At 46.6% G+C, this 23619-nt stretch carries 22 protein-coding genes and 3 pseudogenes; 24 read left to right on the top strand and 1 reads right to left on the bottom strand.

Features of this window, described 5'->3' with window-relative positions; translation table 11 throughout:
* From ACHHV8_RS14375 to ACHHV8_RS14475, 21 genes and pseudogenes are all read left to right on the top strand, one after another.
* Positions 1-1530 (top strand): ATP-binding protein, encoded by a 1530-nt coding sequence (locus ACHHV8_RS14375; protein WP_395163508.1) that lies wholly within the window; start codon positions 1-3, stop codon positions 1528-1530.
* Positions 1531-1604: 74 nt separating this feature from the next.
* Positions 1605-2633 carry an NAD(P)-dependent alcohol dehydrogenase gene (locus tag ACHHV8_RS14380; protein ID WP_395158981.1) on the top strand — a complete coding sequence of 343 codons (1029 nt, stop codon included), beginning with the start codon at positions 1605-1607 and terminating at the stop codon, positions 2631-2633.
* Between the two features lie 278 nt (positions 2634-2911).
* Complete coding sequence (locus tag ACHHV8_RS14385) at positions 2912-3595, top strand: response regulator transcription factor (RefSeq protein ID WP_395158983.1); 684 nt, start codon at positions 2912-2914, stop codon at positions 3593-3595.
* The gene (locus ACHHV8_RS14390) at positions 3588-4847 is read left to right on the top strand and encodes a sensor histidine kinase (protein ID WP_395158985.1); all 1260 of its coding nucleotides are present in this window, start codon (positions 3588-3590) and stop codon (positions 4845-4847) included. Before ACHHV8_RS14385 ends, ACHHV8_RS14390 begins: the two co-directional genes overlap by 8 nt.
* A 91-nt stretch (positions 4848-4938) precedes the next feature.
* A complete protein-coding gene (locus tag ACHHV8_RS14395) occupies positions 4939-5364 on the top strand; it encodes an FMN-binding protein (protein WP_395158987.1) in 426 nt (141 codons plus the stop codon).
* Between the two features lie 17 nt (positions 5365-5381).
* Positions 5382-6275, top strand: coding sequence for an FAD:protein FMN transferase (locus ACHHV8_RS14400; protein ID WP_395158989.1), 894 nt, complete (start codon positions 5382-5384; stop codon positions 6273-6275).
* Positions 6276-6317: 42 nt separating this feature from the next.
* Positions 6318-7079, top strand: coding sequence for an RnfABCDGE type electron transport complex subunit D (locus ACHHV8_RS14405; RefSeq protein ID WP_395158991.1), 762 nt, complete (start codon positions 6318-6320; stop codon positions 7077-7079).
* 65 nt (positions 7080-7144) lie between these two features.
* Positions 7145-7699: a hypothetical protein gene (locus tag ACHHV8_RS14410; protein WP_395158993.1), complete on the top strand. Its 555-nt coding sequence runs from the start codon at positions 7145-7147 to the stop codon at positions 7697-7699.
* Between the two features lie 122 nt (positions 7700-7821).
* Positions 7822-8298 (top strand): ferritin family protein, encoded by a 477-nt coding sequence (locus tag ACHHV8_RS14415; protein WP_395158995.1) that lies wholly within the window; start codon positions 7822-7824, stop codon positions 8296-8298.
* Between the two features lie 506 nt (positions 8299-8804).
* Positions 8805-9953 carry an MBL fold metallo-hydrolase gene (locus tag ACHHV8_RS14420; RefSeq protein ID WP_395158997.1) on the top strand — a complete coding sequence of 383 codons (1149 nt, stop codon included), beginning with the start codon at positions 8805-8807 and terminating at the stop codon, positions 9951-9953.
* 30 nt (positions 9954-9983) lie between these two features.
* Positions 9984-10555, top strand: a pseudogene (locus ACHHV8_RS14425) (sulfurtransferase TusA family protein).
* 68 nt (positions 10556-10623) lie between these two features.
* A complete protein-coding gene (locus ACHHV8_RS14430; protein ID WP_395158999.1) occupies positions 10624-11100 on the top strand; it encodes a DsrE/DsrF/DrsH-like family protein in 477 nt (158 codons plus the stop codon).
* 78 nt (positions 11101-11178) lie between these two features.
* On the top strand, positions 11179-11439 hold the full coding sequence (locus ACHHV8_RS14435) for a metal-sensitive transcriptional regulator (RefSeq protein ID WP_395159001.1): 261 nt from the start codon (positions 11179-11181) through the stop codon (positions 11437-11439).
* Between the two features lie 311 nt (positions 11440-11750).
* On the top strand, positions 11751-13058 hold the full coding sequence (locus tag ACHHV8_RS14440; protein ID WP_395159003.1) for an ABC transporter substrate-binding protein: 1308 nt from the start codon (positions 11751-11753) through the stop codon (positions 13056-13058).
* Positions 13059-13070: 12 nt separating this feature from the next.
* A pseudogene (locus tag ACHHV8_RS14445) lies at positions 13071-13974 on the top strand (carbohydrate ABC transporter permease).
* A gap of 4 nt (positions 13975-13978) precedes the next feature.
* Complete coding sequence (locus tag ACHHV8_RS14450; protein WP_395159006.1) at positions 13979-14815, top strand: carbohydrate ABC transporter permease; 837 nt, start codon at positions 13979-13981, stop codon at positions 14813-14815.
* 62 nt (positions 14816-14877) lie between these two features.
* Positions 14878-16674 (top strand): cache domain-containing sensor histidine kinase, encoded by a 1797-nt coding sequence (locus tag ACHHV8_RS14455; RefSeq protein WP_395159008.1) that lies wholly within the window; start codon positions 14878-14880, stop codon positions 16672-16674.
* Complete coding sequence (locus tag ACHHV8_RS14460; RefSeq protein WP_395159010.1) at positions 16667-18295, top strand: response regulator; 1629 nt, start codon at positions 16667-16669, stop codon at positions 18293-18295. Before ACHHV8_RS14455 ends, ACHHV8_RS14460 begins: the two co-directional genes overlap by 8 nt.
* A gap of 14 nt (positions 18296-18309) precedes the next feature.
* Positions 18310-18747, top strand: a pseudogene (locus ACHHV8_RS14465) (sulfatase-like hydrolase/transferase); the annotation flags it as partial.
* A gap of 193 nt (positions 18748-18940) precedes the next feature.
* Positions 18941-19594: a sulfatase/phosphatase domain-containing protein gene (locus ACHHV8_RS14470; RefSeq protein WP_395159012.1), complete on the top strand. Its 654-nt coding sequence runs from the start codon at positions 18941-18943 to the stop codon at positions 19592-19594.
* A gap of 613 nt (positions 19595-20207) precedes the next feature.
* Positions 20208-20999: a hypothetical protein gene (locus ACHHV8_RS14475; RefSeq protein WP_395159014.1), complete on the top strand. Its 792-nt coding sequence runs from the start codon at positions 20208-20210 to the stop codon at positions 20997-20999.
* A gap of 153 nt (positions 21000-21152) precedes the next feature.
* Here ACHHV8_RS14475 and ACHHV8_RS14480 read toward each other — a convergent pair whose 3' ends face one another.
* Positions 21153-21536: a DUF488 domain-containing protein gene (locus ACHHV8_RS14480; RefSeq protein WP_395159016.1), complete on the bottom strand. Its 384-nt coding sequence runs from the start codon at positions 21534-21536 to the stop codon at positions 21153-21155.
* Positions 21537-21796: 260 nt separating this feature from the next.
* On the opposite strand from ACHHV8_RS14480, the gene ACHHV8_RS14485 reads away from it, so the two are divergent.
* From ACHHV8_RS14485 to ACHHV8_RS14495, 3 genes are all read left to right on the top strand, one after another.
* The gene (locus ACHHV8_RS14485) at positions 21797-22129 is read left to right on the top strand and encodes a winged helix-turn-helix transcriptional regulator (protein ID WP_395159018.1); all 333 of its coding nucleotides are present in this window, start codon (positions 21797-21799) and stop codon (positions 22127-22129) included.
* Positions 22130-22392: 263 nt separating this feature from the next.
* Complete coding sequence (locus ACHHV8_RS14490; protein ID WP_395159020.1) at positions 22393-23121, top strand: NAD(P)-dependent oxidoreductase; 729 nt, start codon at positions 22393-22395, stop codon at positions 23119-23121.
* Positions 23122-23141: 20 nt separating this feature from the next.
* Positions 23142-23558, top strand: a complete 417-nt coding sequence (locus ACHHV8_RS14495; RefSeq protein WP_395159022.1) for a DUF2269 family protein — start codon at positions 23142-23144, stop codon at positions 23556-23558.
* Positions 23559-23619 lie beyond the last annotated feature (61 nt).

Raw genomic sequence — 23619 nt, forward strand, 5'->3', positions numbered from 1 at the left:
ATGACCGGCGACAAACAGGTGCAGCTCATCAACAGCGTGCCGAATGATCTTCCATTCGTTGTGGCGGATCCCAGCCGCTTCCGGCAAATTATAAGCAACTTGCTGGACAATGCAGTGAAATATACGGAACAGGGAACCATCGAAGTGCTGGCGTCGGAACAAGACGGGATGATCGTTATATCCGTTCAAGATACAGGAATCGGTATGGATGAGCAGGATTTTCCCGCTATTTTCGAGCCGTTCAAGTCATTGAAGATCGATTCCAATCAAAGCTTCGGTCTGGGCCTGCCGATCGTGAAGCAGCTGTTGGAGCTGCAGCGCGGGGATATTCAAGTCATGTCTTCGCAAGGGGAGGGCTCCGTGTTCACTATTAGACTGCCGTCAGCCGGCGAGAGCGCGAAGGCGGAGTATCCCGGATTTCGAGCCGGCGAGAGTGACCCCGCTGAGCAGCGCAGTCTAGTTGAGCAAAGCTATTCTTTCATGACACCGTATATATCTGAGAGGACAGAGGAAGGGACCTCTACGATTCTGGTGGTCGACGACCAGTTCTCCAACCTGAAAGTGTTAATCGATCCGTTGGAACGGCTGGATTACAAAGTCATAGCCGTGAAGGACGGGATTGAAGCCTTGCAGCTGATTGATGGAGGACATGCCATTGATCTGGTCATCCTTGATTTGATGCTGCCCGGGTTATCCGGATTTGATGTGGTAAGGGAAATTCGCAAAAAGTACAGCCTTCTGGAGCTTCCAGTTCTCATGGTAACAGCCTCCATTCAACCTGAGGATCAAATTGTCGCATTCGAATCAGGGGCCAACGATTACTTGCCGAAGCCATTTCATGTCGCCGAATTGAAAGCCCGTGTCAAAAGTCTGCTGGTTATGAAAGCATCGGTAGGCAAGATGGTTGATCTGGAGGTCGCCTTTCTTCAATCTCAAATTAAGCCGCATTTCTTATATAACGTGTTAAATACGATCATGGCGCTCAGCTACACGGATGTAATGAAATCCAGAAAACTGATAACGGACCTCGCTGATTACTTGAGGGGGAGCTTCTCGTTCAGTAACACTCAGAATAAAGTCCCGTTTAGCAGTGAGCTTGCTTTGATTGAATCATATGTTGAGATTGAAAAGGCAAGATTTAAGGACCGCATTCGCATTGAATACGAGATTAGTGATCCCGTAAAAGAGGTGATGCTTCCGCCTCTGCTTATTCAGCCGCTTGTCGAAAATGCAATCCGGCACGGCACCGGAAGCCGGATGGAAGGCGTGGTCGTGCACATAAAGGCCTATGCGGCAGAAGGTCAATATAGGTTTGAAGTCGAAGATAACGGTGTCGGGATAGAGCAGCGAAAATTGAAGCACCTGCTGACGCGCGAGCCGGACGTGGAACCGGCGTCCCGTTCAGGCGTAGGACTGCAGAACATACGCAGGCGTCTGAAATTTATGTACGGTACAGAGCTGAGCATGGAGAGCACGATTGGCGCAGGCACGAAAGTGACGGTAAGCGTACCGGTACGAACAGTTCTTTGAACGGCACCCGGCGTGTTGGCTGTGGCGCCGCGTATCCTTTTCCAGGGCAAACTAATTCTAAAGGAGCTAAATTCATGGGAAATATAAATAGAAGAGCGTATCTTGATGCCGAACATACATTTACCGTAGTAGAAGAGAAAGTTCCAAGTCCAAAACCTAATGAAGTTTTAGTCAAAATAATAGCGAATGGCATCTGCGGCTCGGATATCCATTTTTACCGTGAAGGAAGATTAGGGAACTTCATTGTGGAGCAGCCCTATGTGCCGGGACACGAATCCAGCGGAATTATTGAAGCCGTGGGAAGCGAGGTAAAAGGCTTTACGGTAGGCGATCCCGTTGTTATTGAGCCTGGAATTCCTTGCGGAGCTTGCGGTTATTGCAAGTCAGGGCGATATAATTTATGTCCTGATGTTGTCTTCTTATCCGCACCTCCGGTCAACGGCACCTTCTGTGATTACATCACCGTTCGCTATGATATGGTATTTCATATTCCCACAACCTTGCCCTTTGAAGAAGCGGCAATGGTCGAGCCTGTCGCAGTAGGGATTCATGCCGTTAATCGGGCAAGATTCGATAGCGGTGCAACCGCTGTCATTATTGGCGCAGGTCGTATTGGTCTGCTTACGGCACAGGCCTTCAAGGCGGCAGGCGGCGGAAAAGCGATTTGTGTAGATTTCAATGAATCCAGACTCGAATTGGCCCAAAAATTAGGAATGGACGGGGTTGCGCTTCCGACGGACGCAAGTATAGAGGGAGCTGCGGATGTCGTTTTTGAAACGGCCGGAGCCAAAGCAGCTACCGCGTCGACTTTTAAATATTGCCGCCCCGGCGGTTGTGTAGTGCAGGTAGGCTGGCCTGGAGGCAATATCGTAGAAATGAATATCGCCACATTCCTGGATAAAGAATTAGATTATGTAGCCGTAAACAGATATGCAAATGCATTCCCGTTAGCGATACAGTGGATTAGCGATGGGAAGATCAATGTAAAAGATCTGATAACCAATCGCTTTTCGCTGGATCAAATTGGACAGGCGTTTGAATATACAAGTAAGCATCCGGATAAAGTGGTGAAGACGGTTGTTTTTAATGAGAACATTGGATGATACAAGAATCGACCGGCCCATTTGTTTGACCGTGATCTCTTGATACAAAAAGCGAAGGTGCCCTCGGCGGCTGAACCGGTCCATACTACCGGCGCGGCTGCCGCGGAGGGTCCCGATAATCAACACGAGTATTATTCCCACGGTGAAGACGACTAGAACTAACAGAACAAGGCTTCATAATGCCATTCCCGCTGCGGTAAACCAAAGCTTATCTTATATTTCTCTCATTTTCTGATAAAATAACTCTGAGATATAAACTGGTTTATGAGGTGCTTTTATTGAAATTATTGATCGTAGAAGATGATCTTCCTTTACTTAAAGCGATAATGGAGATTTTTGAAAATGAGGCTTTTGAAACCACCGGTGTTTCCGCGGGGGATGAAGGTTATTTCCTGGCGGAACAAGGAAGCTACGATCTTATTATCCTTGATGTGATGTTACCTGATCTAAGCGGTCTTGATATATTAAAGCTGCTAAGGAAGCAGCAAGTATCCACACCGGTGATCATGTTAACGGCAAAAGACAGTGTCGAGGATTGCGTTAAAGGTTTGGATGCAGGCGCTGATGATTATGTAACCAAGCCTTTTACAACTTCCATTTTACTAGCTAGAGCAAGAGCAGTATTAAGACGACGTGGAAGCGCTGATCTGGATGGAAATTTGACATGCGGGCCCATCGTGCTCGTATCTAATTTAAGAGATGCTTTCGTTGATGAACTAGCATTGAAATTGACGCCTAAGGAGTATGAATTATTCGAGTTTTTCCTGCGAAATAAGGATCAAATTTTGTCCAGGGATCAAATTTTTGAACGGATATGGGGGTTTGATTCAGACTCTGCTTCATCTGCGGTTGACGTTTATGTTCACCATTTGCGCAAAAAGCTTGCGCCATATGGGGGAGATCTCTTTTTAAAGACGATCCGGGGGGTAGGGTATTTATTGAAGGGAGACTCCCATGTTTAGTAAAACACGTCGCCAATTAGTGTTATTAAATTCTGCAGTGCTGATTTTATTTTTATTCGTTTTCGGATTCATCCTGTATGCGCATCTGAATTATCGGCTGCTCCATCAAGCGGATGAAGCTGTAAGGAATACAGCGAGATCCATGCAGCTGAGTTCCATCGATCAGATGCTCCAAGCGGATCATCCTGAGCCTGATGCAGACCGAATAACATCCTACTTGTTCTGGGACGAGCAAGACCATCTCCTTAATCAATATCCGAAGCCTACGTTCTCCCTCGAGGATGCGATCAAGCTTAGGGATATAACCCGTGACGGATCTTTACATGATATCTCTTTAGAAAAACGGCAATATCGAGTATTGGGATTTAACAATCCCATGCCGGAAGCGTTTGATTCACAATCCTTCCCGCATGTTTCGTATGTAGTCGTCATCAGAAATTTAGAAGATGCCCATCACATGCTTCAAACCCTTCGTATGGATCTCCTCATTGGCTGCACTACGGGTGTACTTTTCTCTATATTGGCTGGATTCTATTTAGCAGGGCGCTCGCTTATACCGATTCGCAAGTCATGGGACAAGCAGCAGCAATTCGTAGCGGATGCGTCGCATGAGCTGCGTACGCCGATTGCAGTTGTTCAGACACGGTCCGAGCTATTGTTCAGGCATCCACAACACACTATAGAAGAGGAAAGCGAAAACATTGCCCTTATTTTAAAGGAGAGCAAGCGGATGGGGCACCTCGTTGAAGATCTGCTGACATTGGCCAGAACGGATTCCAACCAACTGCAAATTCATGGAGCGGAGGTACCTGTGCACCAGCTTCTTCAGGAGATCACAGAACAATTTACGCTATTGGCTGAGACAAAGTTCATTCATATCCATTCTCACATTGAACCGTCCGTGATATGGGGCGATGAACACCGCCTACGACAATTATTTATCATTTTATTGGACAATGCTCTGAAGTTTACGCCTCCTGAAGGTTTGATTGAAATCGCGTGTTATAACTTATCGAATTCTACTCGAATTGTTATCAAAGATAGCGGGTGTGGCATCAGCGAAGAAGATCTGCCGCGAATATTTGAACGATTTTATAGAGGAGATAAGAGCCGCAGCCGTTCAGAAGGCGGCACAGGTCTTGGGCTTTCGATTGCAGAATGGATTGTGCAGGCCCATAAAGGGACAATTCGTGTGCAATCTCAATTGTCCGTTGGAACAGAATTTCTTATCGTCCTACCTAAAAAGATATGAAGCACATATAGACTCGTGCTTTTTAAGAAAATTTAAATAATCGCCTCCTATAATCAGGATAGGGTTCATGTCTGATATAGGAGGATTTTACATGGCAAAAATGGATAAGAAATGGGTCATATTGTGTTCAACAGCTATTGGAGCGATTTACGCCACGGGGTATTTCTCGACCGAAACGCAAGCGGCTTTGCAGAACCCGGTCTCATACAATCACGGTAGCTTGGAGACCGGCAGCTCTCAAATCAAAAGCAACTATAAAAACGGGACATTTTATGGAACAGGATCAAATCGCAGAGGCTTGATTCAGGTTGCCGTGACCTTAAAAAACGACAAAATCACTGATGTGGAAATCAGTGACTTTGGTATGCATTATTCTGAAAAGGATGTCGTCGATTTACCGCAAGAGGTTATACGGCTCCAGAGTGCACAAGTAAAGAACGTGTCGGGGGCAACCTACAGTACACAAGCATTTAAAGATGCCGTGCAGAATGCACTGGCACAAGCGTTAAACAGCTAGCGGCGGTGGATATCGTGATGATGAGAAAAACGAAGTTATTCATGGATACGGTTGTAGACATACAAGTCGTCGTTACTAACCATCCGAGAAATAAGGCCGCTGCTGCTATTGATCGAGCTTTTGAGGTGTTTCGCAAGGTTGAACAGGCTTGCAGCCGTTTTAGCCAGGATAGCGAGGTCATGCAGGCTACGCGGCAGATCCAAACTGCTGTAAAGATAAGTCCATTTTTATTTGAGCCATTAAGATTTGCTTTAGAGGTAGCTGAGGTGACCGATGGTATGCTGGATCCAACCATAGGAAAAGTAATGGAGGATCACGGATTCAATCAACATTATTTAACCGGGGAAACCTTCCACAGTCCTGTATCGGAGTCAGCTTCTTACCAAGATATCATCTTAGACGATGAGCGCCGCACATTATTTATAAACAAGCCGCTAGTTATTGATCTAGGAGCTGTGGCAAAAGGATTTGCCATTGATCTGGCTGCGCATGAATTGAAGGATTTCGAAGGGTTTATCGTGAATGCTGGCGGAGACCTTTTTGCCGGTGGATTAGATGGGCAGGGGAGGAAATGGAAGATCGGGATTCAACATCCGATGCATAAGGATCAGGTGATACAAACGATTGAACTTTCGAATGAGGCTGTTTGTACCTCTGGAAGCTATGAACGTAAAAGCCCGTTACGGGCTGACGTTCATCATCTCATAAACCCTAACACCAAGTGTTCCTCTAATGAGTGGACCAGCTGTAGCGTTATTTCCCGATACGCCTTCATGGCGGATGCGTTCTCCACAGCCGCATTTTTGTTGCCAATAGATCGGGGAGAAGCTTTACTAAGCAACGTGAATCTCATGGGAATTTTGATAGATCGGGATTTGAAAGTTTATCGAGTAGGGGGGGATCTAATCTAAATGTCCATAACCCAATGGCTCCGAACACCGAAGGGATATGTCATGATCTCCATGATGACTTTTCTGCTAACAGCTGCTGCTCTTTCGCAGGATCTCAAAGGAATCCTAAAAAGCATCCTTGCGGTTGGTGTTTCCGTCACTGCCGATTTCATAGGTACTTCTTTGTCTGGAAAGAAAAGGACTTTTCCTGACAGTGCGATGATATCCGGTTTAATTATTTCTCTGATTTTGAGCACAAGTACTTCGTGGTATGCAGTAGCAGCCACGGCTTTTCTCACTATTGCATCTAAATATGTGTTTGTTTACAAGAAAAAGCCGATTTTTAATCCAGCTGCGTTCGGCTTACTGCTATCGATCCTTTTATTTAGAACCGGACAAAGCTGGTGGGGGTCATTTGGGGATCTCCCTTCATGGACAAACGTATTCTTGCTGATCGGTGGATATATGATAACGAGCCGTGTGAATAAATTCCCCATGGTCTTTTCATTTCTGGCAACTTATTTTTTGCTTCTTTTGATTATGGGATTTTTCCATATTGGTGATGCTAGTGATGCCCTGAGGTCACCTTTTATTAATGCTACGCTGTTCTTTGCATTCTTTATGCTTACAGACCCGCCAACAACACCTGCGAAGGATAAAGAGCAATTCATTTTCGGTATCTTAAGCGCTGTAATGGGAGCCGTTGTTTATGGGATTTTTGGCGGTTTGATGTATTTATTTATCGGATTGCTTGTTGGAAATCTGTATCAATACATGGTAAAACGCGTAACAGCAGCTTCAAAAACATCCGGTTTAAGCAGCTAGGAGAAACTATCGCAAACAAGCCGAGAGGTCTGGGGAACTATTCTTATAACGGAGGAAAAGATAAGGTGAATACACAGCAAAAGAAAGCGGACAGGATAAAACAGGAATGGATACCCAAAAAGGAGCGTCTAGGAATAAGCGTAGCATTCGTTATAGCGGTTCTGCTTATGCTTTGGCAGCTTAAAGGATTATTACAGCTATCATCAGAAGCACTGCACAGCAGACAGTTCGAACATGTATTTAAAGATTTTGGCTCGTATGCCAGAATCGCCTTATTTTTTGTACTGGCTTATTACGTGCTTCTCTTTGTTATGAGACAACGGATAGGGGAAGGTATAGTTCATATCCAAAAAGGGCTTGCCCTGTTGCTGCGGTTTGCTCGCAGATGGCACACTCCAATGGCGGTCATTGCTATTGCATTTATTGTTCTTCATGCAGTTGCTGTCTTTATGTATGGCTTTAAATTCGATTTTAATAATATAAGCGGATTGCTTGCCTTGCTGGTACTTCTTCCTGTTCCGATATCGGGATTATTTCGCTATCAGAGACTGGATCGTAAATGGCATTTGCGTTCAGGGTTAGCCTTTGCCGTTCTATTTTTAATTCATGCTTTCTTATAAACCAATCTTCATTAACGGACAAGCTGTACACCGAATACCTATATCACCTGAGTGTGACGCCTCAATGGGCATATGCATAGGATGGTATATCAGAATAGGTAAGTAAGAATGGAGGTTTTCCTTTGTATTTAATAAATCCTTACTGGAATAGGTCGGCCTTTACTCCAATTTGGTCTACCACTCCGCAACAAGCACTTGAATTAATAAGAGAATCGGTTCAAGGAGAACGGAACGATGAACTTTTTTATGATCAGCTAATTCAACGTGCACCTAATCCCGAACAGGCAGCCGTCATTGCTGCCATTCGAAATGATGAACGGGGACATAACCAGATGTTCCGGCAGATGTACAGAGACCTTACCGGTTACGAAGTGACGGGTGTCAGTAATGAAGAACCTGAACAAGTAAAATCTTATATACCGGGGTTGCAAAAGGCTTTCCAAGGTGAATTATCAGCGGTTGAGAAATATCGGAGAATATGGTTTGGTCTGCCGCATGGGATTTATAAAGATACGGTGTACGGAATAATTCTTGACGAGCAAAAACATGCAGCTAAATATAATAACCTACTTATAAGGAATTTAACTCACCAACACTGACGAATTTTCACAACTGCTGTAAGAAAGGATTTGGAACTCAGTTGGGTCAACCGAAGCGCAGCATACTTGCATTAAGAGTTGGATTTAAACGAAAACCACTCCATTTACTGAACTGCACCCTACTTGTTAGTTGTGTCTAACAAATGGGTGCAGTTCATAACCTGGTGTGGCTTTTTTACAAGGTGACGAAACGAATGGGATCTGTTCAAGCGTAAACTCCAAGAATCATTTATGGCGATGAATGAAAGAGGCTTGACGAACAGAAATAAAGTGTTTATAGTGTTCATATACCCCAACCGGTATAAGTATATGAGAGGAGGAGGCCTTTACAATATAATTTGTAATAACAAGCTAAATTTTGCATGGGGATTATAAAAAATCGAAGAAAAATTTTTTTGTGAAAATTTATACCCCATGGGGTATTTGGGCGGCATTAATGCTTAATAAAAAAATATTGTTGCAGCCAGTTAAAATATGGATCGTTTTTATTCTAAGGGGAACCCAGCATGATAAATCAAGCTCAGCTTCAAGGAATGACAGCGGGGCAGCTCACTAAAAAAATGTTGAATAACGAACCGATCTTCATCTTGGATGTACGTAATGAAAGTGACTTTAACGATTGGAAAATCGAAGGCAATCAGGTAAAGATCATCAACCAGCCGTACTTCGATTTGATTGACGGAGTTGACACCGTTCTGGATCTGATTCCGGATCATCAAGAAGTGCTGGTCGTATGCGCCAAAGAAGGCTCTTCGAAATTTGTAGCCGAGCAGCTGCTTGAAGCAGGGAAGCGGCAAATTTCTTATTTGATAGGCGGCATGCATTCGTGGAGCGAACATTTGGAGCCCGTGAAGATAGGCGATTTGAAGGACGGCGGTGAAATCATCCAATTCGTCCGTATCGGCAAAGGCTGCCTGTCCTATATGGTCATCTCTAACGGAGAAGCCGCTGTGATTGACGCAGTTCGTATGACAGATGTATTTGCGGATTATGCCCGCAAGAACCATGTGATAATTAAACATACAATCGATACCCATCTTCACGCCGATCACATTTCAGGAGGACGTCAATTAGCGGCGCGAACCGGCGGGACATACTGGCTTCCGCCAAAAGATGCTGACGAAGTACGGTTCGCCTACGAGAAACTCGAAGACGGCAAATCCATCGAAGTAGGTAATACACGAATTAAGATCCAACCTGTCTATTCGCCGGGGCATACGATTGGAAGTACATCCTTAATTGTAGATGATCAGTATTTGCTGTCCGGCGATATTTTATTCGTGAAATCGATCGGGCGTCCTGATTTGGCCGGTCAAGCGGCGGACTGGGTATCAGATCTGAGAACAACGCTGTATGAGCGATATAAGCAGCTGTCCGAAAACCTTATCGTACTTCCCGCCCATTTTGGCAAGTTTACGGAACTGGGGGAGAGGGGCAGGGTATCAGCTCGTCTTGGTGATCTGTACAAGGAAAATCCGGGATTGAACATTCAAGATGCTGCCGCATTTCGAAGCACGGTTACCGAGAATTTGCCGCCGCAGCCTAATGCTTATCAAGAAATCCGACAAACCAACATGGGGAAGATCATTCCGTCTGAACAGGAACAATGGGAAATGGAAACGGGTCCGAATCGCTGCGCGGTTCATGACGCATAAATCAAGCATACAAAAAAATGGAGGGTTATCATGACAACAATACAGGTAGATCGCACTTTGGAATGTGAAGGGCTAGCTTGTCCGCTGCCCGTTGTTCGAACCAAGAAAGCTGTCGAGGAAATAAAAGCCGGCGAAGTATTGGAAGTCCGTACGACAGATAAGGGTCCGTCGCGGATCTAAAAAGCTGGGCTGGCCGCACCGGGCATCAATATGTGGGCTTAAAAGAAGACAATGGCGTCTATCGCCATTTTATTCGCAAAGCTGAAGCGGCCGATACGAAAGCAGAGAAGAATCATCCGCATACTACAACGAATGAAGAGCTTCATTCCCGAATTTCATCCGGAGCCAAGCTCAATATCATCGATGTTCGGGAACCTGCCGAATATGCGTTTGGGCGCATTCCGGGTGCGATCTCGATCCCTTTGGGCCAGCTTGAACAGCACGTATCGTCGCTCGATCCCAATAAGGAATACTGTGTCGTGTGCCGCAGCGGAAGCCGAAGCGATATGGCGTGCCAGGTCTTGGCTGAAAAGGGGTTTTCCCAAATCTTAAATGTAATTCCCGGCATGTCAGAGTGGACGCACGAACAAGAGCAGGATTAATACAAATTTTTTTGTGAAGATTTTATACCCATACATGTATATGTAAACGTGAAAGGATGGATAAGTAAGTGAATAAAGAAAAATCGACGATTGTTTTATTTAGCGGGGAATTGGATAAAGCAATCGCTGCATTTATTATTGCCAATGGAGCCGCTGCTTACGATCATGAGGTGACCATTTTCTTCACGTTCTGGGGCCTGAATGCGCTGCGTAAGGATGAGTCCGTATTTGTGAAGAAAGGCTGGCTGGAGAGAATGTTTGCCAAAATGATGCCCCGAGGGGCGAATAAGCTCGGTCTGTCCAGGATGAACTTCGGCGGCATTGGTCCCCAAATGATTAAACACGTTATGAAAAAGCACAATGCGCTTTCACTTCCGCAGCTCATCGAATTAGCACGGGAGCAAGGAGTTAAATTGGTGGCTTGCACCATGACGATGGACCTTCTTGGCTTGCAGAAGGAAGAGCTTTTGGACGGCATCGAATATGCAGGCGTCGCAGCCTATTTGGGTGACGCTGCTGACGCCAAAGTCAATTTATTCATTTAACAAGACCGGCATAGCATTGTTTTTAGAATGCCGTTCGGTAATAATATACCTATACTGGTATAAGAGGGTGGCCGTAACATGCAATATAATGAGGACATGAAAAAAAGATTAAAGCGGGTAGAGGGACAAATTCGCGGAGTGCTGAAGATGATGGAGGAAGAGCAGCCCTGCAAAGATGTTGTAGCCCAACTATCTGCCGTGAGAAGTGCTGCGGATAAAGCTATCGCCTACATCGTTGCGGTTAATCTGGAGCAATGTATTATGGAAGAGAAGGAAGCGGGAAGAGATACGAGCAAAATCGTACAGCAAGCTATCGAATTGCTGGTGAAAAGCAGATAGGCAAGATGGCATTATAGCATGGAACGGAAAACGATTGAAATGAAGCAAAAACCATTAGCTCATAGGTTCGAGCTAATGGTTTTTTTACGCGCGAAGCCGTACAGTCTGTGAGCCATGATCAGATTGAAGCCGATTGGGAGGCTGATTCCCCGTTCACCGGTTCTTCTTAGCGGCCGTTCCTGCGCAGTTCATATAGTCTCTTTCAAATAAAGATAGAGACCATACTTTTGTGATACTTGACCATACATTTCTTAATGTATTATTAAGGTCGTCTCAAGTAAGATGAGGGTAAGACCAATGGAGGTGTAGGCATGAAAGTAAAAAAAATCGGGCTCGGCATGATAAGTGCAGCACTTGTGCTGGCTGCCGGGTGCTCTTTCGCACATTCTAGTAACACCGGCGGACAAGAGCAAAGCAGTTCACAGCAAGTAGAATTAAGATTTTCCTGGTGGGGGTCGCAGGAGCGTCACAATCGCACCTTGAAAGTGATCGAGCTGTTCGAAAAAAAATATCCGAATATCAAAATCACTGGCGAATATTCAGGCAACGATGGCTACAATGACAAGCTGGCTGCGCAGATTGCTGCGGGCAACGCTCCTGATATCATGCAGATCGGCGGCAGCTTCTTAGGGGAATACGTTACCCGAAATGCCATACTGGATTTAACTCCGAACGTGAATAGCAAGGAGCTCAATACGGCCGATTTTGACAAGGGAATTTTAAGCAGCGGTTCCTATAACGGAAAACTGTACGGAATAAGCATGGGCAACAACGCTTGGTCACTGATGCTCAACACGGAGATGTTAAAAAAAGCGGGAATCGCCTTGCCGAAAGAAAACTGGACCTGGGACGACTTTGCCAAGCTGACAGGCGAAATTGCCAGCAAGCTCGGAAAAGGTTACTATGGGGCTTTTTACGATGCGGGCAATTCCAACTACTTTGATGTTTTCCTCAAGCAAAGAGGGAAAATCATGTACAAGGATGGACAGATTCAATTTACGAAGGACGATTTAACAGCGTGGTTCAATCTTTGGGAGGACTTGAGGAAAAAGGGCGCCGTCACCCCTCCGGAAGTGCTGGCCTCCAATCCTTCCACACCGGATAAGTCATTGCTCATCACCGGTAAGGTGGCCATTCAAATGGACGCAAGCAACCTGCTTACGGCTTATCAGAAGAATACAAAAGACGGCCTGATTTTGTTGACGGTTCCTTCCGGTGACAAAGGAAACGGGCAGTTCCTGCGGCCGGCTCAATTTATTACAGCCTATTCCAAAACCAAGCATCCCAAGGAAACGGTTCAGTTTATCGATTTCTATATCAATGATCCCGAGGCCGGACAAATATTAGGGAATGAACGCGGCATTCCGGAATCGTCCAAAATCAGAGAATTGCTCAAAAAAGACGCAGGGCCGGTCGATTTGGCGATGTACGACTATAGCGATAAGATCAGCAAAGTGGGGACAGGATCGTTTACCGAGCTTATGCCGGGCTTTAATGAATTCGGTACGCTGCTGAAGACAACGAGCGAGAAAATTTCCTTCGAGCAGGCAACGGTTCCTCAGGCCGTGGACCAACTGTGGGATGATATCCAAAAACTGTTATCCAAATATAAAAAGTAGCAGGGGCTAATCATGAAAATAAAACATGCCTATAAGAGACAAGCTCTCATCGCTTACTTGTTTTTGACACCTTGGTTAATCGGCTTTTTTACGCTTTCCCTGTGGCCGATGATCAGCTCGCTGCACTTATCGTTTACTGACTATAATTTAATGACGCCCGGCAAATGGGTTGGCTTGCAAAATTATAATCAGATGTTTACAAACGACGACCGTTACATCGCTTCGTTAAAGGTAACGTTTACCTATGTGCTGTTGTCGGTACCGCTTAAGCTGGGCTTCGCCCTGCTCGTAGCGATGCTGCTGAACAAAGGAATGAGGGGACTCGGACTGTATCGGACGATCTATTATATTCCTTCTTTACTTGGGGCCAGCGTATCGATTGCGATGCTGTGGACCAAATTGTTCGATCAGGAGGGAGCCGTCAACCGGATTCTTTCCATCGTGGGCATCGAGGGCAAGCCTTGGATTGCGAACCCTCAATATGCGTTGTATCCGCTGATTGCTTTAACGGTATGGGAGTTCGGCTCCTCTATGGTTATTTTTCTCGCAGGACTCAAGCAAATCCCCGCAGATTACTACGAGGCTTCGTCGATAGACGGGGCGGGGAAATTCCGGCAGTTTGTCGGCATCACCTTTCCTTTACTGACCCCGGTCATTTTCTTCAATCTGGTGATGCAATTTATCCATCTGTTTCAGTCCTTCACGCCAGCGTACATCATCAGCGGGGGACAGGGGGAGCCAGATCAACTCTACGTTATTTTATACGCTGTATCTGTATATAAAAGGGTTTTCCAATTACGAGATGGGCTACGCGTCCGCGATGGCCTGGGTGCTTCTCGTGATTATATCCGTGTTGACCATTGTGTTGTTCAAAACTTCGTCGCGATGGGTGCACTACGAAGACGGCAAGGGGTGAAACCATGACATCGGCTTACCAAAACGCAATCAAGCATATCTTTATCATCCTGCTGGGGCTGATCATGCTGTATCCCATTTTCTGGATGCTGGGCAGCTCATTTAAACCGGACTATTTGATTTTCACGGACCAATCCGTTTGGCCCGCCGAATGGACGATGGACAATTACTCCCAGGGATGGTTTGCCATCCGCAACATCCAATTCGGGACTTTTTTTGTCAATTCGTTTATCATCTCGGCCATATGTGTGCTGGGCAGTCTTATATCGTGTTCGATGGCGGCTTATGCATTTGCAAAGTTAAACTTCCCGCTTAAAGCGTTCTGGTTTTCACTGATGATGCTGACGATCATGCTGCCTGAGCATGTAAAATTGATTCCGCAGTACGTCATGTTTCATCATTTGGACTGGGTCGGTACGATTTTACCTTTAACGGTCCCTAAATGGCTGGCTACGGAAGCATTTTTTGTCTTCCTTATGGTACAATTTATGAGAGGACTGCCTAAAGAATTGGATGAGAGCGCTACCGTAGATGGCTGCGGATGGGGGCAGATCTATTGGAAGATTGTGATTCCGCTTGCAACGCCTGCATTAATCAGCACAGCCATATTTTCCTTTATCTGGTCGTGGGATGACTTTTTCAGCCAGCTGCTCTATTTGAATAAAGCGGAATCCTTCACTGTGCCGCTGGGCTTGAGATTGTTTCTTGATTCTGCGGGGGAATCGATGTGGGGGGCATTGTTTGCCATGTCCGTTCTTGCCTTATTGCCCAAAATCTTACTCTACTTCAGCTTTCAACGTCATTTTGTTGAAGGGATTGCTACGACAGGCATTAAGGGATAAATTCAGTCTCTTGAAGCCGATGCGGCAGCTTCCCTCTCAACAGGAGAGGGGCTCGGCTCGGAATGAAGGGGATAAAGTTAACGACTACTTTGACATTATGCTTGATAGGATTTTATACCCTATTTTTGGCGCCGGTCAGCTATCTGTCCGTTCGAATTTTCGAGGATGTCACGTTTGAGGAAATCAGTAAAGCCAGAGTGACGCAATTAAATGCCAACGTAGGCAATGTGTCCGGATTTATAAGCGACATTCAAGACGAAGCTTTGCTATTTGTATCCAACGAGCAATTAATTCAATATTTGTCCCGCTATCCCGAGACGCCTTACGATGGAATTGTACAAAGCAGGTATATCGGGAGCTTAGTGACTCAATTGCTGCAGTTTAAAAGAAATATTCAGTCTATCGAAATCTATACGTCCCATTACAATCAGAACCTGCCGCTGCCGCCGGACTCCGTGATTCAACCGCTGGAGAAGCTGACAAGTGAGCCTTGGGCTCAGAAAATAGTGAATGCGGACGGCATATGGTTACCTGTAAAGGAACTAAGCGAAGCCAATACCGGTTATTTGAGCTATGTTCATCCGATCCTGAATGTGCGAAGCGAAGCCATAGGATACGTCAAATTTAACATTTCGGTCTCGAAATTCAAGGAATTGATCGATCCGGATGTACGCGCGGAGCTGCAGGGCTCGCTTCTCATTGTAGATTCGGGAGGGCAGGTGATGGCCTCCATCTATACTGAAGATGGGGCTATGGGCAAGTTAGACGGCATTTCGCTTCAGCTGGATACGGCCGATTGGCTGAGAAATCCGGACCATTTTTGGTCATCCGGGTATGAAAGAGCTGCACAGCAGTCGGAGTCGGCACTCTGGCTGTATTCCCGGCCCGGAAAAATTCAATGGCGTCTCATTCAGTACATTCCTACGGATGTGTTGCGCCAAAAAATGCCGCACCTCGGTAGGGATATTGCTCTCATTGGCTTGGCCAGCCTGCTTCTGTCCATACCGCTGGCTTATTTTGTAGCCAGAGGTATCATCGGGCCGGTTCGCAGCATCATTCAAGGCATGCGCAAAGTACAGGAAGGCCAATTCGATGTGCGGATGAGGAATTATTCGATTGACGAATTCACCCAATTGTCATCCAGCTTCAATCATATGGTTTTGCGGCTCCAGGACCTCATCCGTTCCCTGGATGCTGAACACAGGGCCAAGCGCAGAGCCGAGGTACAAGTGCTGCAGGATCAGATCAAGCCGCATTTTCTGTATAATACGCTGGACTTTATTCACTGGCAAGCCATGGATCATGGAGCGAGGGACATCAGCAAGATGGTGCAGCGGCTCGGACGCATGTTTCAAATCGGCTTGAGTAAAGGCCGGCCTTTTATCACGCTCCGGAACGAGCTGGAGCATGTAAATTGCTATATTGAAATTCAAAAGGCCCGAATCGAAATGGATTTTGCGTATCGCGAAGAGGTACCGCTGCATCTTAAAAATTGCTTTGTTCCCAAAATTATTTTACAGCCTTTTATAGAGAATTGCTTTATCCACGCTTACCGCAAAACGGTTTCTTCCGATAAAAAGCTGATGATCCAGGTCATTGTATTTGAAGATTCGCAGCGACACGCCCTTCATATTCGAATACAGGATAATGGGATCGGACTGGAACCGAGCGCGCATAAGCAGGATCGGGGCATCGGAATCGATAACGTCAAGGAGCGTATTCAGTTATATTGCGGTTATCCCTACGGATTAACCGTAAGCAATGCCGCCGAAGGAGGCGTCGTTGTCGACATTACTCTGCCGGTCATACAAAACGAAGACGAGCGGAATCAGTGCCTGGAGGGGAAACGCGATGATTGACGTTCTATTGGCAGATGATGATCCAAGCACTTTGCAGGGCTTAAGAAATTATATCGACTGGGCCGGGCTTGGCGTGAGCGATATTCGTTGTGCCAGCAGCGGGGAGCAGGCGCTGCAGCTGTTTGCGGACAAGCCGGCCGATATCATGGTGATCGACATTTATATGCCTTATATGGACGGACTCTCCGTTATTCGCACGCTCCGCTCCCAAAATGTGCATTGCCCGATTATCATTCTGAGCGGCTACGAGGAATTCGAGAACGCCCGCCAGGCCATGAATATGGGGGCCAATCACTTCTTGCTAAAGCCATGTGTCATAGAAGAAATCGAGGAGCTGCTGCGGCAGTTGATCGAGGATATAAGGGTGCGGGAAAGGCAGGAAAGCTTCCTGGAGCTATACGAACAGGAATGGAAAGAAATGCTTCCCGTGATGCAGAAGCAATGGCTGAGTCATTTGATTTCGACGCGTTATCGTCCCGGCGAAATTATCGATGAGCAGGTTGCCATGCTGGAGCTGGACAAGTACGGCAGTATTGCTGTGGTCAGCCTGCAAACGATTCGGCCGGTTTATCTGATGTCCCGATTCAAGGAGAGAGACTGGCAGCTTATCAAATACGGCTCAGCCAATGTTATTGAAGAGATTTTGAAGGAAAGCATAGGTTCTGCGAGTATTTTAAAAGCCATTACTTTGGACTATAACGAAAATATGTTCGTTATCGTTTTCCTGGGAGAGACGGAATCGTTTCCGCAAGCGGAAGTGGAGCGGATCATGGCCCATATCATCAAAAGCATCGTTTTGTATCTAAAGCTTTCCGTATTGGCGGGTATGGGCCTGACTAAATTCGCATATCATCAATTGATCGACTCCTATCTGGAAAGTCAGAAAGCATTGGAGCTTGGAGAATACGGCGAATTTAACCGATTGTACAGGGCCGAGGATATCGCGGATAAGAGCGCGAACGGACCGGACGCCGAACTGCCTCCGCTGGAATATCTCGGTCATCTCTATGGAGCGATGCACCGTAAGGATTATCAGCAGGTATTGGACACGTGGAGTAAGATCCGGAACCATTTGGAGGGATACTCCTCCTCGTCCTTGCAAATGCCCCGGCATGTATGTGAAAGCATTCTGCATGCGTTCCTGATGTCGGAAAAGACGGCTGCCGCCAAATGCCGTACCGTTCTGCTTGAAATCGAGCACGCACTTGAGCTGGCTCCCCTCCTTTCCCGAATGGATCTCGTTGTCAAGGAATGGGTGGAGCTGGAAATGAAGGAGTGGAGCAGCGGCAGGCAGCATCATTTGGTCGAACAGGTGAAGGCATATGTGGAGCAGCATTACACCCGCGAAATCTTATTCTCCGATATCGCCAAGCAGTTATTCATCAGCCGGACTTACTTAAGCCAGCTGTTTAAGAAAGTAACCGGAGAAAACTTTGTCAGCTACTTAAACAAATATCGTGTGCATAAAGCGAAGGAGCTGCTCAAAACGGGTCATTATATGGTGTATGAGGTCGGACAAATGGTCGGCTATCAGAACCCGACCTACTTCAGCGAAGTGTTTCGGGGAATCACCGGAATCCGCCCCTCCGAATTTTACAAGAAAGAAGTGGAGATGCCTTAATGAACATTGTCTACATGCATTCTCACGATACGGGACGATACATCGAGCCTTATGGATATGCCGTACCGACGCCGAACTTGATGGCCTTTGCACAGGAGAGCGTTATGTTTCGTCATGCCTATTGCGCCGAACCGACCTGCTCGCCGAGCCGGGCGGCCTTGCTTACGGGAATGGCTCCTCACACGAACGGCATGATGGGACTGGCGCACCGCGGCTTTGCGTTAAACGATTACAGTCAACATGCGGTGCAATTTTTGAATTCGATTGGATACGAAACCGTGCTTTGCGGTATTCAGCATGAAGCCAGCCGCTCGTCGAGTATCGGCTACAAACGCATCTTGGCGGATTCAGCCAAAACGGGTGAAGACGACCTCCGCAATGCGGAGCTGGCCGCCGAATACATCAAATCGGCTCGCAAGGGAGAACCTTTTTTCCTCGCGTTCGGCATGTTCAGCACACATCGGGATTTCCCTGAGCTGGATGGCACAGTAAATCCGGATTATGTGATTCCTCCGTTTCCGCTGGCAGATACTCCGGAAAACCGGAACGATATGGCGGCATATATTATGCTGGCCCGAACTATCGGACCGCTGCGCCGGAATCGTACTCCAGGCTCTTCGCGAGTCCGGCCACGAAGAGAACACATTGATCGTCTATACGACGGATCACGGCCTTGCTTTTCCAAGAATGAAATGCAACTTATACGATACCGGTATCGGCGTTTCCCTCATGATGAAGCATCCTTCGTTTGTGCGGAGCGGAACGGCAATCGACAGTCTTGTTTCCCATCTGGACGTATTGCCGACCATTTATGACTTAATCGGGATGCAACAGCCGGAGCATCTGCAAGGAGTTTCCTTGCTGCCTCTCCTGCAGAACAAAGCGAATACCGTCCGCTCCGAAGTATTCTCCGAGGTGTCGTACCACGCGGCCTACGAACCGATGCGCTGCATACGGACGGAGCGCTATAAGCTGATCAAAAAATATGGACCGCGGTTAAGTCCGGTGTTGGCCAATATCGATGACGGCAGCGCCAAGAGCTATTTGGTCGACCGCGGCTTGCAGAGCGAAGAATATAGCGAAGAAATGCTGTTCGATCTCGCACTCGATCCGGTTGAGCGGATAAACCTGATTCATCAAGAAAGTCACCACAATATTGCCATGGACTTGAGAAGCAAATTGGAGAAGTGGATGGAAGAAACAACGGACCCTTTGCTGCGGGGGGATGTTCCTCTGCCTGCAGGGGCCCGCATTAATACGCCGGATAGCTTAAGCCCCCGCGATGCTTCGTTTATTTGAAATTTTGGCAATAGTTGAGGAGATCCGCCATGATAGGCTGTCCAGACTGAAGTTCACTTGGTCCAGCAGACAGCAGTTATGAAATACGAGCACTAGGCAGCCTTAGTTCGGTATACCACAGGACTAAGGCTGTTTAATTTGTTTCCTCAGCGGTTTGCAGACTTATTTCGCCAATGCAGCCGGATTTGAGATCGTGGCATGCGCAGACAGTATGGAAACGTGCATGTCCGCCTTCGACACCCTACCGGTGGATGTCTTTCTGATGGACGTTATGCTCGGCGATGCCGAAGCGTCGGATAGCCGGTTGGAGGTATTAAATTGAAATCAGGCAGTTAGTCTTAGAATAAATGTGAGAGAGATCACAATCCCAACGGATTCACTGAGGTATATTGAGTAATGAAAAGAACATAAATGTGGAGGTATACAATGGAAACGAGCAATCAACTCCTGGATCACGTTGACGAGATTGTTGTAAGCTATCCGAGTACCGCAGAGGTGTTTAAGCAGTTTTCGGATTGATTTTTGCTGCGGGGGCAGTAAATCGCTACTTGAGGTCATACTGGCTCAGGTATCTCAGCTTTTCGAAACGCTTCGCGCCGATATGGAGCAGCGTATGGAAAAAGAGGAAGCGGAAGATTTTCCTGCCGTGCTTGCCTATGAGCAGGAGCCTTCTGAAGCCAAGCGAAAGCCGCTGCTCGAGTTTCTGAATGAATTGGAGCGGGAGCATGAAGGATCCGGCGACTTGCTCAGGCAAATCAGAGAGATTACGATCGATTATAAGCTGCCCGAGGATGCATGCACGACGTTTCAGCTGCGTATGCGAAGCTGCAGGAATTGGAAGCAGATATGTTCCAGCATATCCATCTGGAAAATAACATTCTTTTTAAACGAGCTATCTAGCGCTCTATATGTCATGCAGAGGGGGATGATGCCGATGTTCAGGCTCCCATTGTTATTCATAGCCACAGGAATCGTCAGCTTTGTGGGATTTCATGTGCTGTCGTTGGTTACTCTCGGATCGTGGATCGCAGAGCCGCCCCGCAATCCGGACGGATGGTTCCGTATTGACTTGACGGTGCTCGACTGGGGAACGATGATTGCCATGGGAGCCGTTTATCAATTGATGGATGTCGTGCTTCAACGTAAGCTGTGCAGCCGCGTACTTGATTATGTACATTATGCATGCTTTCTTGCCGGTTCTGCCATTCTGCTGTATGGCTTTCGGCAAATGGAGGTAGGCTATATTGCCGCCGGAGCAGCGCTAACCTGGATCGGCATCTGCCTGCTCGCTTGGAATATCGGGCAAACCATGCGCCTTGCCGCGCAATGGAATGCCATTACGATCAGTACGGCTTGCGCTGCTGCCTATCTTGTTATAACGGGATTTCTGGGTATTATGGCTTAGAGGATGGCAAAGTGCTGGAGCCGGATACAGGTGAAGTTCAAGCCTATCCTGTTATTATTGAAAATGAGACGGTGAAGATCGGTCTTCCAGCAATAACCTTGGCGTAATTGCTTTGCTTGGAAGTACGTTCCTTTATGCGGTATGGACCGGTGATTAGAGAGATTCTATGCTTCTAACATAATCCTGTAAGACGACTGCGTGATTATGAACAGAGTCTTTGGCTGCATATAGCAGCGTCACTTGTCCCTTACTTGCCCAGCCGCGAATTTGATCTACATGAATCATATGGATCGGGTCTTCCGTTAATTCCTGAACGTAACGTTTCCTAAATTCTATGAATCTTTCCGGCTTGTGGCCGAACCATTGGCGAAGCTCGGGATTTGGCGCAATATCTTTGAACCAATGATCAATTGCGGCCGATTCCTTACTTACTCCGCGTGGCCACAAACGGTCCACAAGGATTCTTTTCCCATCGGCAGGATGTGGAGGCTCATAGATTCGTTTCAGGCCGAGGCAATCCTCAAAGCATTCTTCCATTGATCATCATCTCCATAAGATTAAGGCATGGTTCATTATACCATTGGAGCTATGCTGAAAAAAGTAAGATACGACAAGGAATGAAAGGACTCTATATTGAGATGGTGACAGTTATCCTCCTCAATGGTTGATGCACTTTGGGTCAGCTCAAAAAAATAAGTGTGCGTTCCGTGATTGACTTGATTGTATAGCTATCGTAAAATTTTGTTATGTCAATTTTAGGTAATGCACTTACCTGAAAGTAAGGGGATGATTTATCCATGATTCATCAGCTTGAATGTCCAATCGAGACACTCATTTATGTTTTAGGCGGCAAATGGAAGCCAATGATTTTATGGCATTTGATTGAATCCAAAAAACGGTTCAACGATCTGGAAAAGCTTATACCTGATGTTTCACAAAAAATGCTTGCACAACATCTCCGGGATTTGGAACGAGAAGGCATAGTCGATAGAACAGTCTACCCTGCGATCCCCCCAAAAGTGGAATACTCTCTAAGTGAATACGGCAGAACCTTGATTCCTGTAGCAGAAGTGATGTGTGCTTGGGGAGAGAATCATAATAAGCGGAAGCATGAAGAGTCAGCGTCATAAAGCTGGTTCAATGAACTTGTACACTAATTCAATCAATTCAAAACAAAAGCTGCCCTGGGATTCCGGGCAGCTTTTGTTTTGAGTTGCACTCCTGATTGCCCGTTCCTTCCAGCCGAGCCTCGGCATATAATTATGGGCGCCTTTTTCGGTCAAGCTTACTTTTAAGTAAGTACCCTACTTTAAAGTGGGTTCTTAACATAATTTTGAAGCGATGCTAAGCTTGAGTTAACCAAATATGGGCCACTTAAGAGGAGGAAAGAACAATGAAAATGATTGTTTTTGGAGCGACGGGGAATACAGGGAAAAGAGTGCTGGGACAAGGGATAAGCATGGGGCACGAAATGACCGTATTTGTGCGAAATGCTGAGAAGCTTTATGAACAACTGGGTGAACATTCCGCAAAGCAGGTGAAGGTGATCGTGGGCGATATGATGGACCCGGTCAGCGTCGGTGCGGCGCTCGTGCATCAAGACGCCGCTGTTGTTGCAGCCGGCCATGCAGGCCAGGGGGAAGAGTTTGTTCGTATCGTCGATAATATTATAAGCCAATGTGAACGCCAAGATAGTTTTTCCGGGCGGGTATGGATCATGGGGGGAGCCGGCCTGCTGGATATTCCACATACTAATCTGATCGGCAACAATTTACCCGGCTTCCCGCCTGAGTATAAAAATCACAACCGGAATTTCGCAAGGCTGCAGCAGACGGGGCTCGATTGGTCCATTATGTGTCCCGGAACCATGATTGATTCAGGAGGGCATCCAGACCCGGTACATCTGCATGTAACAACGGAAACCTTGCCCATTCCGATTCCGGAGGCGATCAAGGAATATTCCGAGGCAGATATAGCCGGTCACTTGTTCAGCCGATTTCAAGAGCTGAATGTTGCTTATGACGATGTCGTAAAATGTATGCTGGACCATATGGAGCTCGGAGGAGCGTTTAAAAGAAAAAGGGTCGGTCTAGCCTATCAAAGCAATATTATGGTGCGCTGAGGAGAAGGGGGAACATTGATTTGTTTGGATGCCTGCTCGTTTTGCATATATTGGCTTCAATCGCCATCATTGGCTCCACTTTTGTGACGCCCATCATTCGAAGATCTGCTAGAACCGTCGGCCAGCTGCACTTTGCTTTAGGTTTAACGGCCAAGCTTGCCATCATGTTTAAAATCGGCGGAACCGTGCTGATTGTTACCGGAGTTTGGCTTATGATCATAACCAAGATGGGGTTATCCCAAATGTGGCTGAATGTATCCATCCTTTTAGCGCTGCTCATAGTCGTCATCATCGACGGACGGATCGAGCCGCGTATGAGAAAGATCCTAAAGCTCATATCTGAAAGTCAAGACCAGGGACAGGGTAATGAAATACCCGCCGAGCTTGGACTGATGATAAAAAGATCGTTCCGATCGAGACGGCAGCACAGCTGCTGATGATTGCCGTATTGGTGCTTATGGTCGTTAAGCCATTTTAAAATAAAGTAAGAGCATTTCT

Origin of the sequence: Paenibacillus sp. TAB_01, assembly GCF_043945595.1 — a bacterium.
Lineage (GTDB): Bacteria > Bacillota > Bacilli > Paenibacillales > NBRC-103111 > Paenibacillus_S.